16 protein-coding genes are annotated in these 12,945 nt (G+C 69.3%); 9 read left to right on the top strand and 7 right to left on the bottom strand.

What is annotated here, in order from left to right; all coding sequences use genetic code 11:
* Positions 1-961, top strand: a 961-nt coding sequence (locus Adu01nite_RS16860) for a hypothetical protein (protein ID WP_203727821.1), incomplete at its 5' end; no start/stop codon positions are given.
* Here the strand turns inward: Adu01nite_RS16860 and Adu01nite_RS16855 are convergent.
* Complete coding sequence (locus Adu01nite_RS16855; protein ID WP_203727820.1) at positions 958-1,269, bottom strand: DUF4240 domain-containing protein; 312 nt, start codon at positions 1,267-1,269, stop codon at positions 958-960. The two genes, Adu01nite_RS16860 and Adu01nite_RS16855, sit on opposite strands and share 4 nt — an antisense overlap.
* Positions 1,270-1,296: 27 nt before the next feature.
* On the bottom strand, positions 1,297-2,139 hold the full coding sequence (locus Adu01nite_RS16850; protein ID WP_239132468.1) for an SAM-dependent methyltransferase: 843 nt from the start codon (positions 2,137-2,139) through the stop codon (positions 1,297-1,299).
* Between the two features lie 160 nt (positions 2,140-2,299).
* Here Adu01nite_RS16850 and Adu01nite_RS16845 point away from each other — a divergent pair, with 160 nt between their 5' ends.
* On the top strand, positions 2,300-3,010 hold the full coding sequence (locus tag Adu01nite_RS16845; protein ID WP_203727819.1) for a helix-turn-helix domain-containing protein: 711 nt from the start codon (positions 2,300-2,302) through the stop codon (positions 3,008-3,010).
* Here the strand turns inward: Adu01nite_RS16845 and Adu01nite_RS16840 are convergent.
* Positions 2,992-3,570 carry a dihydrofolate reductase family protein gene (locus Adu01nite_RS16840; protein ID WP_203727818.1) on the bottom strand — a complete coding sequence of 193 codons (579 nt, stop codon included), beginning with the start codon at positions 3,568-3,570 and terminating at the stop codon, positions 2,992-2,994. The genes Adu01nite_RS16845 and Adu01nite_RS16840 overlap by 19 nt on opposite strands.
* Before the next feature lie 213 nt (positions 3,571-3,783).
* Here Adu01nite_RS16840 and Adu01nite_RS16835 point away from each other — a divergent pair, with 213 nt between their 5' ends.
* Both Adu01nite_RS16835 and Adu01nite_RS16830 read left to right on the top strand, forming a co-directional pair.
* Positions 3,784-4,158, top strand: coding sequence for a hypothetical protein (locus Adu01nite_RS16835; protein ID WP_239132467.1), 375 nt, complete (start codon positions 3,784-3,786; stop codon positions 4,156-4,158).
* A gap of 234 nt (positions 4,159-4,392) precedes the next feature.
* Entirely contained in the window at positions 4,393-5,283 is an 891-nt protein-coding gene (locus tag Adu01nite_RS16830) for a DUF389 domain-containing protein (RefSeq protein ID WP_239132466.1), read from the top strand.
* Between the two features lie 248 nt (positions 5,284-5,531).
* On the opposite strand, the gene Adu01nite_RS16825 is transcribed toward Adu01nite_RS16830, so the two are convergent.
* From Adu01nite_RS16825 to Adu01nite_RS16810, 4 genes are all read right to left on the bottom strand, one after another.
* A complete protein-coding gene (locus tag Adu01nite_RS16825; RefSeq protein ID WP_203727816.1) occupies positions 5,532-6,158 on the bottom strand; it encodes a GntR family transcriptional regulator in 627 nt (208 codons plus the stop codon).
* Positions 6,159-6,269: 111 nt separating this feature from the next.
* On the bottom strand, positions 6,270-7,148 hold the full coding sequence (locus Adu01nite_RS16820) for an ABC transporter ATP-binding protein (RefSeq protein ID WP_203727815.1): 879 nt from the start codon (positions 7,146-7,148) through the stop codon (positions 6,270-6,272).
* Positions 7,145-8,197 carry a FecCD family ABC transporter permease gene (locus Adu01nite_RS16815; protein ID WP_203727814.1) on the bottom strand — a complete coding sequence of 351 codons (1,053 nt, stop codon included), beginning with the start codon at positions 8,195-8,197 and terminating at the stop codon, positions 7,145-7,147. Before Adu01nite_RS16815 ends, Adu01nite_RS16820 begins: the two co-directional genes overlap by 4 nt.
* The gene (locus Adu01nite_RS16810) at positions 8,194-9,228 is read right to left on the bottom strand and encodes a FecCD family ABC transporter permease (RefSeq protein ID WP_203727813.1); all 1,035 of its coding nucleotides are present in this window, start codon (positions 9,226-9,228) and stop codon (positions 8,194-8,196) included. The genes Adu01nite_RS16815 and Adu01nite_RS16810 overlap by 4 nt, the downstream gene beginning before the upstream one ends.
* Before the next feature lie 142 nt (positions 9,229-9,370).
* Between Adu01nite_RS16810 and Adu01nite_RS16805 the strand changes: the two genes are divergently transcribed.
* From Adu01nite_RS16805 to Adu01nite_RS16785, 5 genes are read left to right on the top strand one after another with little or no spacing between them, the layout of a single operon-like run.
* Positions 9,371-10,381, top strand: a complete 1,011-nt coding sequence (locus Adu01nite_RS16805) for an ABC transporter substrate-binding protein (protein WP_203727812.1) — start codon at positions 9,371-9,373, stop codon at positions 10,379-10,381.
* Between the two features lies 1 nt (position 10,382).
* Positions 10,383-10,997: a GNAT family N-acetyltransferase gene (locus tag Adu01nite_RS16800; protein ID WP_239132465.1), complete on the top strand. Its 615-nt coding sequence runs from the start codon at positions 10,383-10,385 to the stop codon at positions 10,995-10,997.
* A 45-nt stretch (positions 10,998-11,042) separates the two neighbouring features.
* Positions 11,043-11,276, top strand: coding sequence for a phosphopantetheine-binding protein (locus tag Adu01nite_RS16795; RefSeq protein ID WP_203727811.1), 234 nt, complete (start codon positions 11,043-11,045; stop codon positions 11,274-11,276).
* Positions 11,273-12,739, top strand: a complete 1,467-nt coding sequence (locus Adu01nite_RS16790) for an FAD-dependent oxidoreductase (RefSeq protein ID WP_239132464.1) — start codon at positions 11,273-11,275, stop codon at positions 12,737-12,739. The genes Adu01nite_RS16795 and Adu01nite_RS16790 overlap by 4 nt, the downstream gene beginning before the upstream one ends.
* Positions 12,736-12,945 (top strand): MbtH family protein, encoded by a 210-nt coding sequence (locus Adu01nite_RS16785; RefSeq protein WP_203727810.1) that lies wholly within the window; start codon positions 12,736-12,738, stop codon positions 12,943-12,945. Before Adu01nite_RS16790 ends, Adu01nite_RS16785 begins: the two co-directional genes overlap by 4 nt.

The raw sequence follows: 12,945 nt of genomic DNA, 5'->3' as shown, positions 1-12,945 counted from the left end.
ACTGAGGAGATTTCACGTCGTGACGGCGCCCGGGAATTCCTCTCAGGCCCCATCGGGAAGCTTGCGTCGATCAGCCGAGGTCGCGCGTGTGCTTATTCCGCTCCTCAGCATCGTCTCAGTGGTGGCCGACCTTACTTCGCTGGCCGATATTGACCCTTGGATACTGCTCGCCTTGGGTGGAGCCTCAGTGATCGCGCTCGTGATCACCTTGACTCTGGAGCGACACGGAATCGGGCGGCGCGGAATCACGATTGCCTTCGCCGTTCTGGCGGTCGCAGCTTCCGGCGCCTGCCTTGCCCTCGGGGTTTCTGAAGGCAAGCGGCAATCGCAGAGGCCGGGCGCGCTGCACCCTCGCCAGTCGGCTTCAGCGCTCTCGGAGCCCAGCCCGTCGCGTTCGGCAGACATGCCGGCAACACCTGACCAACCGATAAATCGGCCTCCGGCTGATGCCAGGACATCTAACACGCTTGATTCTGACTCACGCCACCCCTCCGCACTTCCGACGGCGGACGGATACCGGAAATCCGGTACGGTCGATGCGGTAGATCCGTGCGTTGTGGGACGATGGGGGCCGGTTGAAGGCGAAATCGACTACCAGGGTGACGGAACCGGCCCGCCGACCAGACTTGGCCTTCTTGGCGGCAGCTCGCTGGTGCTCCAGAACGACAAGGACGGAACCTCGCGGACGAATGGAGGGCTCACGTTCGTAGGCGCGGCCCAGGGACACACGGTCCGACTCGTCCAGACCTCCCGCGTCACACTGAGGATATCGACGAGAGGTGAACAGATGAGACGGCAAGAATTTGCAGGTCAGATCTCTGATTCACTCTATGTCGACAATCAGAAATATGGACCGATGGCGGAGGAGATGTCTTCGTACGAGAAAGGGTACTCATGCACAGATGATGGACTCGAGCTCGAGTTCCCGTCCGGCTGGCTGAAACTCGAACGAATCAACTAGTCCTTCTTCGCGCTCTGCACCGCGATGTGCCGGCCCGTGCTTCGTTCGTATGCCGTCGGTGCCACGGTCAGCAGCAGCTCGGCCTCGCGGCGGGCGACACGGCGCAACTCGGCCGGGCGGGTCAGCACCAGTTCGTAGGTGTCGCGTCCCGCGGCGACAGTGGCGCAGCGAACGTAGAGGAACCAGTCGTTGCGCGCCCGTGCCGCTTTGGCGTGAGCAGGGGTGTCGAGGGCATACAATGCCGCTGTCAGCCGGTCCTCGAATGTCGTGATCGTCGCGGCGGCTCGGGTCGATAGTGCGGTGCGCACGGCCGGCCTGCCGCAGCGAGGAGCGTGTCAGACCTTGCGGCCCACTCCGCCCCACACGGCCGCCGGGTTTGCCCGGTCGGCCTCGGCTGCGGGTCGCCAGTCGGGCACGCGGACCACTCCCGGATCAAGCAGCTCCAGTCCGTCGAAATAGCTTGCGACCTGCTCGTGGCTGCGGAACGTGAGCCGGGTCTGCATCAGCTGGTTCATCCGGGGGGCCGCCTTGCGGACCCCTCGGTGGATGTCGATCGCCGGATGGGACAACACCAGGAAGCTGCCGGGCGCGAGCGCGTTCACCAGCTGCTGGACGATGCCCGCCGGGTCATCCTCGTCAGGGATGCAGTGCAGGACCGCGATCAGCATGACCGCGACCGGGCGGCTGAAGTCCAGGGTGGTGGCGGCTTCCCGCAGGATCTGTTTGGTGTCGCGCAGATCGGCATCGAGGTAGGCGGTGGCGCCCGAGACGGTGCCGGTCAGCAGCGCCCGCGCGTGGCTGAGCACGATCGGATCGTTGTCGGCGTAGACCACGCGACTCTGCGGCGCAACAGACTGGGCCACCTCGTGGGTGTTGTTCGCCGCCGGCAGGCCCGTCCCGATGTCGAGGAACTGACGTACACCGTGCTCGCTGGCCAGGTGGCGCACGGTACGGGCGAGGAACGCCCGGTTGCCGAGCACGCCCTCCACGACCTCGGGCGAGTCCTCTTTCATCATGTCGGCGACCTGCCGATCGATGGCGAAGTTGTCCTTGCCGCCGAGCCAGTAGTCGTACACGCGCGCGATGTGAGCGACCTGGGTATTCAGCGGCCGTGGACTCTGCGTCATGACGCGGGATTCTTTCACAATCGTGTACGCCGTTCGGGTGACCATGGCCATCCGACCGTCCTGGGTGGAGATCGCGCACCCGTAAGCCGCCTGCCGTCCACCTCAACGCAGACGGCCGGGCGGCAGAGGTGCGACATTCGGGATCTTTCCGGGTCGCGCGCGGCTTTCCGATATCTGTCGATTGCCGGGTGCGGGCGACTACCCTGCTCGTGTGACTCTGCGATTCGAGACGCGTGCCTCCGACTCGCCGTGGGTCGACTCCGTGTGGACCTCGACGAGCGAGCAGTTCTTCGAGATGACGTCCGTCGCGGCGGTGCGCTGGGGTCTGGTGTTCTGGCAGCGCGAGGGCAGGTCCTACGCGAGCGTCACGGGTCCGGAGAGCAGGTCCAGCACCGCGCCCGTGCCCGACGGCGCGACGTTCCTCGGCATCGACTTCGCCGTGGGCACGTCGCTGCGGAACATGCCTACCTCGGCCCTGCTCGACGGCGGCATCGAGCTGTCCGACACCACACATCGGACCTTCCGGCTGGACGGCGTCCGGTGGGACATCCCCGGCCCCGACGATGCCGAGGCGCTCGTCACGCGCCTCGTCCGGGCCGGCGCCGTAGTCCGTGATCCGATCGTCACCGATGTCCGGCAGGGGCGCGTTCCCCCGGTCTCGGAACGCACCGTCGAACGCCGATTCCGCGCGGCAACCGGGCTCACCCAGGGCGCTGTACGGCAGATCGAGCGTGCCAGGAAAGCCTCGCTCCTGCTGACCGCCGGCATGCCGGTCGCCGACGTCGTCGCCGGACTCGAATACTTCGACGAGCCGCACCTGGCCCGCGCGCTGCGCCAATACATCGGGCACACGGTGCGGCAGCTGCGGGAGGGTGTCCGTGGCGCGATCTCGCTTGACCTCAGTCAGCGAACGACGTCGTAGATCAGCTTGACCACACCGTTCGGATAGGCCTCGGACTCGCGAAGGCGCAGCGTCTGCTTGTCGTTGTCGGCCCGGCTGAACAGACTCTTTCCGGCACCGAGCAGCACCGGGAAGAGCAGTAAGTTGTACCTGTCGATCAGTCCCGCGTCCGCGAGGCGGCGCGCAAGCTCGGCGCTCCCGTGAATGAAGATCGCGCCGCCATCGCTCTTCTTGAGCTCCACGACGTCGTCGGTCGAGCGCAGGATCGTCGTGGGACCCCAGCCGTCGACGAGCGCGTCGTCGGTCAGGGTGGTCGACAGAACGTACTTCGGCAGTTCCTTGTAAGCGGCGTGGTCCTGCGAGTCGCGCCAGACCGGGGCGAACAGCTCGTAGCTGCGCCGGCCGAACAACAGGGCCGTCGTGTCCTGCAGCTCCTCGCCCTTGAGTGCGAAGGCCTCGGGCAGGACCTCGATGTCCTTGATCACCCAGCCGCCGCTGCGGTGCTCCTCACCCGGGCCGCCACCTGGGGAATCCAGCACACCGTCGAGCGACATGAAACCGGTGTAGACAAGATCGCGCATGGCGGCACTCCCTGGTAGATCAACATAGGCTGGTCCGCCCAGGGTAGTAAGCGCCACCGGCCATCGTCTTGGACAGAAACGACACCCGCGAAGAGGCCAAGCCCCGCTTCTGGTTACCGCCGCGCATGGCAGCCGTGCGCGGTCCTGGCGGAGACAGGTCGCCGATCACGGCCGCGTCGCGTGGCCGGTCCGCCGGGGGGTAAAGACAAGGTCATGGCCAGATACGAAGTGAACGAGGCGGCGCTGCAACGGGCCCGGCAACTCATCGCCTCGAAGCAGTACGTGCTGGAGAGCGACTGGGGCGATGTGCAGCCGCGCGCTGACACCGAGAACGCCTTCCTCGACAAACATTCCTGGGACGAGTACGCGTCCTGGTTCCTCGGCCTGACCGACGGCGCTTCGGCCGAGACCAAGGCCAGGTATGCCTTCGCCTACGGCGACCTGCGCCGCGTGCACCGCAGCGGCCTGATCGCTTGCGTCTACCGCGCTGCGGAGTGGCGTCACAAGGCCGTCGAGCTCGCCGCCCACCCACCTCCTGCAGGAACTGGACGCGGCGGCCGGCATCAAATGATCCACGCACCGACGTGATTCGGGCGGCGGCTGTCTCCTCGCGCGCCTCGTCCGCGGCCAGATCCGGATGCCCGCCGAAATATTACGCAAGCCTGTGGCGCCGCACCGTCAGTCGACGCGCTCATCGGTAGGCAGGATGAAGATGGAGACGTCTCCAGCGGCTGTTCGGCGGGTTCCCGGTCGGTGCTGATCGGGACGCGCTGCGGCGCGTGGTGGAATGATGCCGTGTTGCATCTGCGGATCATCAGCCCGGTGGATCGGAGCGCTCAGGTCGAGCGGTTGCTCGCCGACGACGTGGCGGTGACACATGTCGTGGTGTTCCCGGGCGCGGCGCGGGATCCGGCCGGCGATCTGATCACCTGCGACGTGGCCCGGGAGGGCGCCAGCACCCTGTTGGAGCGGCTGCGTGGTCTCGGGCTGGAACGAGACGGCTCGATCATGCTGGAAAGCGTCGACGTGTCGCTGTCCCACTCGGCCGACCGCGCGGAGCGGCGAGCCCCGGGCTTCGGGGTGGACGCGGTCGTGTGGGAGCAGATCGAGCAGGCCACCGCCGAGGAGTCGCGGCTGTCGGCGGCGTTCTTTGTCTTCATGGCGGTGGCCACCGTGATCGCCGGAATCGGGGTGTTGCTCGATCAGCCGATCCTCATCGTGGGGGCGATGGTCGTCGGCCCGGAGTTCGGACCGCTGGCCGCCCTCTGCGTCGGACTGGTGCGTCGCCGGGCGTCCCTGTCCCGCCGGGGGGTGGCCGCACTGGCCGTCGGTTTTCCGGTGGGTATGACCGTCACCGTGCTCGCCACATGGCTGCTCGACGCGGCCGGCCTGGTCGGACGCGACATGCTGCTCGCCGACCGGCCGCTGACCAGCTTCATCTGGCAACCGGACGCGCTGAGCTGGTTGGTCGGGTTCCTGGCCGGCATCGCGGGGATGCTTTCGCTGACGTCGGCCAAGGCGGGCACCCTGGTCGGCGTGCTGATCTCCGTGACCACGGTGCCGGCCGCGGCGAACGCGGCCGTGGCCCTGGCGTACGGCGTCACCGACGAGGCGGCCGGCTCGGCGGTGCAGCTGTTCGTCAATCTGGCCGCGATCGTCGTCGCCGGAGTGCTCACCCTGCTGGTCCAGCGGGTCGCATGGCGCCGCCGCTGAACAGAGCCTCCGAACACCGCTACCGAGTCAGCCTTGGTGCCCGCTTCGACACCCGCGGCCGGCTCGGCCTACGGCCGCTACGTCGGTTGATCCTGGGCCAGCGCTCGTCGCGCAACGCCTCGACCGCCGGTTCACCGTGACTGGATGACGGGGCGGGGCGACGCCCGCGCGAACGGCGTGCCGCGCGCTCGGTTGAGGCTGCGGGTTCGGCGCTGGTGCGGTTGCGGGAGGCCTGCGGCGTACCCGTATCAGGCTGGGCCGCCCAGCTGGTCTATCGATCGAAGCGCATCGATGACGCTGGCGATGTGCTCTCGCATGGCTTCTTCGGCGATCTTTGGGTCGCCGTCGCGGATCGCGGTGATGATGCGTTCGTGCTGGGGGAGGGACGTCTGCGGGCGGCCTGGCAGCAGTGAGAGCACGAACTGGTGGCGGACCAGCTGGCCTCGTAGCGTGCCGACGATGCGGTCGGCCGTTCGGTGGCCGGCTATCTCGCGGATCAAGGCGTGCAGGCGCTGGTTCAGGTCGCTGTAGCGGCGGTATTCGCCGGCCTCCACCGCTCGGCGCATCAGTAGGCCGATCTCGTCGAGCTCGGACGCCTGGTCGGGCTGCACTCGCTCGGCGGCACGGGCTGCGATCAAGCCCTCGACCACCATCCGGACCTCGGTGATCTCGACCGCCTCGTCCAGGGACACCTTTCGGACCTGGGCGCCTCGGTTGCGGTGGACCTCGACCAAGCCCTCGGCCGACAGGTCGGTCAGCGCGGAGCGCACGGTGAAGCGGCTCGCGGTGAAGCGGGTCATCAGCTGGGCCTCGACCAGGCGCTCGCCGGGCAGGAACTCGCCGCGCAGGATTGCCTCGCGGAGCGCGTCGCTCATGTGCCGACGGTCACCGTCGCGCTCTGCCGCCATTGAAATTCGTCGTCCCTGCGCTCGCCGTTGGGACCACAGGATACTCAACCCTTGCGCGGGAGTGGGACCACCGGATGCTCAGGCCTTGCGCGGCAGTGGGACCACCAGGGGCGTGCCGGTGGCCGGGTCCGGCACCACCAGCGCGGACAGGCCGAACACGTCCGCCAGCAGCTCTACCGTGAAGACCTCGGTGGGGGTGCCCTCGGCGACGATCTTTCCGTCTCGCATCGCCACCACGTGGTCGGCGTAGCGGGCGGCCAGGTTGAGGTCGTGCAGGACCATCACGATCGTGCGGCCGCGTTCGCGGTGCAGCCGTTTCACCAGGTCGAGCACGTCGATCTGGTGGGCCAGGTCCAGGTAGGTGGTGGGCTCGTCCAGCAGCAGCACCTCGGTGCCCTGGGCCAGGGCCATCGAGATCCAGGCTCGCTGCCGCTGACCGCCCGACAGCTCCTCGACCCGGCGGTCGGCCAGGTCGCGCATGTCGGTCCACTCCAGGGCCTCGGTGACGATCTCCTGGTCGCCGGCCGACCACTGGCGGAACCACGTCTGGTGCGGGTGGCGGCCGCGCATCACCAGGTCGGCGACCGTCAGGCCGTCGGGGGCGACCGGGGACTGCGGCAGCATGCCGATGATCCGGGCTACCTCGCGGGTGGGCATCCGGTCGATCCGGTGGCCGTCGAGCAGGACCTCGCCGGCGCGTGGCTTGAGGAGGCGGCCGAGCGCGCGCAGCAGAGTGGACTTGCCGCAGCCGTTGGGGCCGACGACCGCGGTCACCGCGCCGTGCGGGATGTTCAGATCGAGCCCGTCGACCACCACGTTCTCGCCGTATCCGAGCTGGAGGCCTCTCGCGCAGAGGCGATGGGTCGCTGTCCCGCGGGCCGCCGGCTCAGAAGGCGCCGGCTCAGAAGGCGGCGCCGGGTCGAGTGCCGGCTCGGAGGGCGGCGTCGTGCGGGTCATGTCGTCCTCCGATTGGTGCGGACCAGGAGCCAGAGCAGGTAGGGGGCGCCGACGATCGCGGTGACCAGGCCGACCGGGAGTTCGCGGGTGGGCAGGATCGTGCGGGCGACCAGGTCGGCGCCGGAGACCAGCAGCGCGCCCAGGATGGCGGAGACCACCAGCGGCGGGCGAGCGCCGCCGCACAGGCGCAGGGCGATCTGCGGGACGACGAAGGCGACGAACTCGATCGGGCCGGCGGCGGAGACCGCGGCCGCGGCCAGGGCGACGGCGGTGAGGACAACGGCCAACTGCGCCAATTGCAGGCGTACGCCTAGAGCCCGCGCGACGTCGTCGTCGAACTGCAGTGCCTGCAACGTGAAGGCGGTGGCGACGGCTAGCGGGAGCAGCACGGCGAGCGCGATCGACAGTGGGCGGACCTGCTCCCATGCGGCGCCGGCCACCGAGCCGTTGAGCCAGATGGTGGCCCGGGTGGCGTCGACGATCTCGGCCCGGACCAGGAACCAGGAGACGCCGCCGGTGACGATCTCGCCGACCCCGATGCCGATGAGGACCAGGCGGTAGCCGTCGACGCCGCGCCGCCAGGCCAGCACGTAGACGGCGGCGGCGGTGAGCAGTCCGCCGGCGAGGGCGGCCAGTGGCACGCCGATCACCGACTGGCCGCCGAGGACGATGACGGCGACCGCGCCGAGCGACGCGCCGCTGGTCACGCCGAGTACATCGGGGCTGGCCAGGGGGTTGCGGGCGAACGTCTGGGTGAGCGCGCCGGAGACCGCGAGCGCCGCGCCGACCAGCAGCGCGGTGAGGATGCGGGGGAGTCGCAGGTCGAGCACGATCAGCTTCTGCGCGGTCGTCCCGCCGCCGAGGAGGGTGTCGACGACGGCGCCGGGCGCGATGGTGAAGCTGCCGTGGCTGATGCTGAACACCACGATCGCGGCGGTGGCGGCCACGCCGGCCAGCCCGACCGCGACCGCTCGCAACGAGACGGTGCCGGCCACCGGGCCGGCGCTGAGGACCCGGCGGCGGGCCGGGCGGACCAGGGTGGTGGTCACAGCTTCACCACCCCGGCGCGGCGGCGGACCAGGGCGATGAAGAACGGTGCGCCCGCCGCGGCCAGCACGATGCCGGTCTGCAGCTCGGCCGGGCGGATCACCAGGCGGCCGAGCACGTCGGCGAGCAGCAGCACGGCGGCGCCGGCCAGCGCGGAGAGCGGGATGAGCCAGCGGTGGTCGGGGCCGGTCAGGGCGCGGGCCATGTGCGGGACGATCAGGCCGAGGAAGGCGATCGGGCCGCAGGCCGCGGTGGCCGCGCCGGCCAGCAGGACGATGGCGATCACGCCGATCGTGCGGGCGAGCAGGACCCGCTGGCCGAGCGCGCGGGCCACGTCCTCGCCGAGGCCGAGCGCGTTCAGGGCCGGGGCGTTGGCCAGGGCCAGGAGCAGGCCGGCCGCGATGAACGGGAGGACCTGGACGGCGACGTCGGTGCCGCGGCCGGAGAGCGAGCCGACCACCCAGAAGCGGAAGACGTTGAGGCTGCTGTCGTCGGAGATCAGCATCGACTGGGTGAACGAGCTCAGCAGGGCGCTGATCGCGAGGCCGGCCAGGGCCAGGGTGACCGGGGTCGGGCCGCCCCGGCCGCCGGCCGCGATGCCGAACACGGCCAGGCTGGCCAGCAGGGCGCCGGCGAAGGCGAACCAGATGTAGCCGGTCAGCCCGGTCACCCCGAACTGGATGCCGATCACCACCGCGAACGAGGCGCCGGCCGAGATGCCGAGCAGGCCGGGGTCGGCGATCGGGTTGCGGGTGTGCCCCTGCATCAGGGCGCCGGCCGCGCCGAGCGCCAGTCCGACCAGGACGCCCAGGATGGTCCGGGGGAGACGAAGGTCTCGCACGATGGCGGTGGCCGGTGCGGAGGGGTCGGGGGCGACCACGGCGTGCCAAATTTCGCTGACCGTCAATGTCTGGGCACCCAGCGCGAGGCTCAGCGCGACGGCCAGGAGAACGGCCGCCACCAGCGCGATCAATGCCCCGATGCGGCTGCGGGTGACCGGTGCCCGACGGGCCGGCCGGGTGGTGGCCACCATCTTTTCCCTTCCGTTTCATTGCCCTAACCCTATGGAAGGTTAGCCTTACCAACACAGGGACCCCGCCTTGCTTCGATCCGCCGCGTCGCTTAGCTTAGCCTCACCTAACTTCGCGATCGTGAGGTCCTATATGTCCTTCCCCATGTCCGCCACGCGCCGTGCTCTCGCGGCCGGGCTCGCCCTCGCCGCCGGGCTCACCGCCCTCAGCGGCTGCGGCGGTGACGACAGTGCCGACACGGCGGCGCCGGCCACCTCGTCGGCGGCCGTGGCCAGCTACCCGGTCACCCTGACCCACAAGCTCGGCACGGCCGAGGTCAAGGCCGCTCCGCAGCGGATCGTGGCACTCTCCGACGCCGACCTCGACGCGCTGCTGGTGCTCGGCGTGCAGCCGGTCGGCGTGGCCGAGTCCTCCGGCGAGGGCGGCGTCACCGACTGGGCCAAGCCGCTGCTGACCAGCAAGCCGACCGTGCTCACCGCCGGCGACACCGGCTTCGACGTGGAGAAGATCGCGGCGCTCGCGCCCGACCTGATCCTGGCCGGCGGCGACTACTACATCGACGACGAGTACGCCAAGCTGTCGAAGCTCGCGCCGACCACCGCGTACGAGACGACCGGTGCCTTCGAGGACCCCTGGCAGACCACGCTCAAGCAGGTCGCCAAGGCGGTCGGCCAGGACGCCGAGGCCACCACGGTGATCACCGACATCGAGGGCAAGATCGCCAAGGCCAAGACCGACCTGCCCGACCTGGCCGGCAAGGAATTCACGCTCAGCCAGATGTGGGAGGCGGGCTCGATCGGGGTGCTGCGCTCCGACAAGGACGCCGGCGTGAAGATGCTCAACGACTTCGGCATGAAGCTGGCGCCGGCCGTGGCCGCGCTCCAGGGCGACGAGTTCGCCGTGCAGCTCAGCCTGGAGAAGGTCAGCGTGCTCGACGCCAACGTCACGCTGATCTACTACGCCGAGCCGACCCTGCAGCCCACCCTGGAGGGCAACGCGCTGTTCAAGGGCCTGGCGAGTGTCAAGCGCGGCTCCTACAAGGCGCTGACCGGCCCGCAGTTCTCCGCGCTGCGCACCCCGACGCCGCTGTCGGTGCAGTTCATCATCGCCAACGTCCTGCCGGACATCTCGGCTGTGGCAAAGGCAGCTGTCTGACGTGTCCACGCGTGAGGTGACCGAGGGTCTCGCCGCGGCGGTGGTCGCGGCGGGACCCCCACCCGTGCCGGTTCTCGAGCCGCCCTGGTCGATCCGGGTGCTGTCGGAGTCCGATGCGCCGTTGGTGAGCCGATGGATGAACGAGCCGCATGTCGCGCTCTTCTGGGGGCAGGCGTGGCCGGCGTCGCGCTGGGCGGCGGAGATCGCCGCGCAACTGGCGGGCGACTTCTCCCGGCCCTGTCTCGTGTCTTTCGGGGACAAACCTCTGGCGTACGTCGAGATCTACCGCACGCCGCGGGATGTGGTCGGGCTCAACTACGACGCCGAGCCCTATGACCTGGGGATTCACCTGGCGATCGGGGAGCTCGGCCGCACCGGGCAGGGGCTCGGCCGGCGGCTCGTGCGGGCGGTCGCCGATGGACTGTTCGCGGCGGACCCACGCGTACGCAAGATTCTGGCTGATCCCGATGAGCGGCACCTGATCGCTCGGCGCATGTTTCAGGCAGCCGATTTTGACCTTCTCGGCATACGCGATCTCGGTCACAAGCGCGCTGCCCTGCACGTTTACGAAATTTCACCCGACAGGCGAGAAGCCGTCTTTACGTGGTCGAAATAATAAGGTAAGCCTTACCTAATACGAGCGACCGAAGGAATGCCGCACATGACCGCACCCCTGAGCCTCGACCGTCTCCGCAGCGACGTCGCCGAGGTGCTGGCCGAGGAGCCGGGCAGTTTCGCCGACGACGACAACCTCATCGATCGCGGACTCGACTCGATCCGGCTGATGAGCCTCGCCACCCGGTGGCGGGAGGCCGGCTTCGAGGCCGGCTACCTCGACCTGGCCCAGGACCCGACGGTCGCCGCCTGGTGGAACCTGCTGGAGGGAAAGCGTTGAGCGCCAACATCGAGAGCACCGACGTCGTCGTGGTCGGCGGCGGCCCGGGCGGGTCGACCACGGCCACCCTGCTGGCCAAGCGTGGCCACCGGGTCGTGCTGCTGGAGAAGGAGACGTTCCCGCGCTACCAGATCGGTGAGTCGCTGCTGCCCTCCACGGTGCACGGCATCGGGCGGCTGCTCGGCGTCACCGAGGAGCTGGAGGCGGCGTCCTTCATGGTCAAGCGGGGCGGCAGCTTCCGCTGGGGCACCAACCCGGTGCCGTGGAACTTCCTGTTCGCGGTCGCGCCCGAGCTGTCCGGCCCGACGTCGTACGCCTACCAGGTCGAGCGGATGAAGTTCGACGACATCCTGCTGCGCAACGCCGCCAAGCACGGTGTGGATGTTCGGGAGAACGTCCCGGTGGCCGAGGTCATCGGCGACGACGAGCGGGTGCGCGGCGTCCGCCTGGCCGACGGCAGCGAGATCCACGCCACCTTCGTGGTCGACGCGTCCGGCAACCGCAGCCGCATCCACCAGGGGGTGCGCGGCGAGCGGATCTACTCCGACTTCTTCAAGAACATCGCGCTGTTCGGCTACTTCGAGGGCGGCAAGCGGCTGCCCGCGCCGGACTCCGGCAACATCCTCTGCGCCGCGTTCGACGAGGGCTGGATGTGGTACATCCCGCTGTCCGACACGCTGACCAGCGTCGGCGCGGTGATCTCCCGGGAGCACGCGGCCAAGCTGCAGGGCGACCAGGAGCAGTCGCTGCTCGGGTTCGTCGACCGCTGCGAGATCGTGCGCGGGTTCCTGGAAAATGCCACCCGGGTCACCGAGGGCACCTATGGCGAGATCCGCACCCGTAAGGACTACTCGTACACCAACTCGACGTTCCACCGGCCCGGCATGGTGCTGGTCGGCGACGCCGCCTGCTTCATCGACCCGGTCTTCTCCACCGGCGTGCACCTCGCGACCTACGCGGGCCTGCTCGCCGCCCGGTCGATCAACACCGTCCTCGCCGGCGAGCTGGCCGAGGACCGCGTCTTCGAGGAGTTCGAGGGCCGCTACCGCCGCGAGTACCGGGTGTTCTACGAGTTCCTCTCGGCGTTCTACGACATGCAGAGCAACGAGGAGTCGTACTTCTGGAAGGCCCGCAAGGTCACCAACCTCGCCGCCACCGACCTGGAGGCGTTCGTGAGCCTCGTCGGCGGTGTGCACTCCGGCGAGCAGGCCCTGGTCCAGGACTTCCGGGAGTCGTCCGGCGCGCTCGCCGACGCCGTCGAGCGCACCGGCAGCATGCAGACCGAGTCCGGCGAGCGGATGCACCACCTGTTCGGCACGCCGGTCGTGCGCGAGGTCATGCAGGAGATGAACAACATCCAGGTACGAGGTGTGCAGGGCATCGCCGCCCACGAACTCCCGCTCCTGGAGAACGGCCTGGTCCCCGCGGCCGACGGGCTGTCCTGGACGGAGGCTTCGCGATGACCAACCCGTTCGAGGACGAGGACGGCCGCTACCTCGTGCTGGTCAACGACGAGGGCCAGCACTCGCTGTGGCCCGCGTTCGCGGACGTGCCGGCCGGCTGGACCATCGCGTTCGGCGAGGAGAGCCGGGCCGCGTGCCTGGACTACGTCGAGAAGAACTGGACGGACATGCGGCCGAAGTCGCTGATCGCCCAGATGGACGGCTGA

The organism is Paractinoplanes durhamensis (genome assembly GCF_016862175.1).
Taxonomy (GTDB): Bacteria; Actinomycetota; Actinomycetes; order Mycobacteriales; family Micromonosporaceae; genus Actinoplanes; species Actinoplanes durhamensis.
Note: the sequence above shows the minus strand (reverse complement) of the source record. Positions and strands in the feature narration are given on the sequence as shown.

Bases quoted from the DNA above. Each gene is read 5' to 3' on its own strand.
- Adu01nite_RS16850 (WP_239132468.1), bottom strand. From the start codon at position 2,139: ATGGCCATGGTCACCCGAACGGCGTACACGATTGTGAAAGAATCCCGC.
- Adu01nite_RS16840 (WP_203727818.1), bottom strand. From the start codon at position 3,570: ATGCGCGATCTTGTCTACACCGGTTTCATGTCGCTCGACGGTGTGCTG.
- Adu01nite_RS16835 (WP_239132467.1), top strand. From the start codon at position 3,784: ATGGCCAGATACGAAGTGAACGAGGCGGCGCTGCAACGGGCCCGGCAA.
- Adu01nite_RS16825 (WP_203727816.1), bottom strand. From the start codon at position 6,158: ATGAGCGACGCGCTCCGCGAGGCAATCCTGCGCGGCGAGTTCCTGCCC.
- Adu01nite_RS16820 (WP_203727815.1), bottom strand. From the start codon at position 7,148: ATGACCCGCACGACGCCGCCCTCCGAGCCGGCACTCGACCCGGCGCCG.
- Adu01nite_RS16810 (WP_203727813.1), bottom strand. From the start codon at position 9,228: ATGGTGGCCACCACCCGGCCGGCCCGTCGGGCACCGGTCACCCGCAGC.
- Adu01nite_RS16805 (WP_203727812.1), top strand. From the start codon at position 9,371: ATGTCCGCCACGCGCCGTGCTCTCGCGGCCGGGCTCGCCCTCGCCGCC.
- Adu01nite_RS16795 (WP_203727811.1), top strand. From the start codon at position 11,043: ATGACCGCACCCCTGAGCCTCGACCGTCTCCGCAGCGACGTCGCCGAG.
- Adu01nite_RS16785 (WP_203727810.1), top strand. From the start codon at position 12,736: ATGACCAACCCGTTCGAGGACGAGGACGGCCGCTACCTCGTGCTGGTC.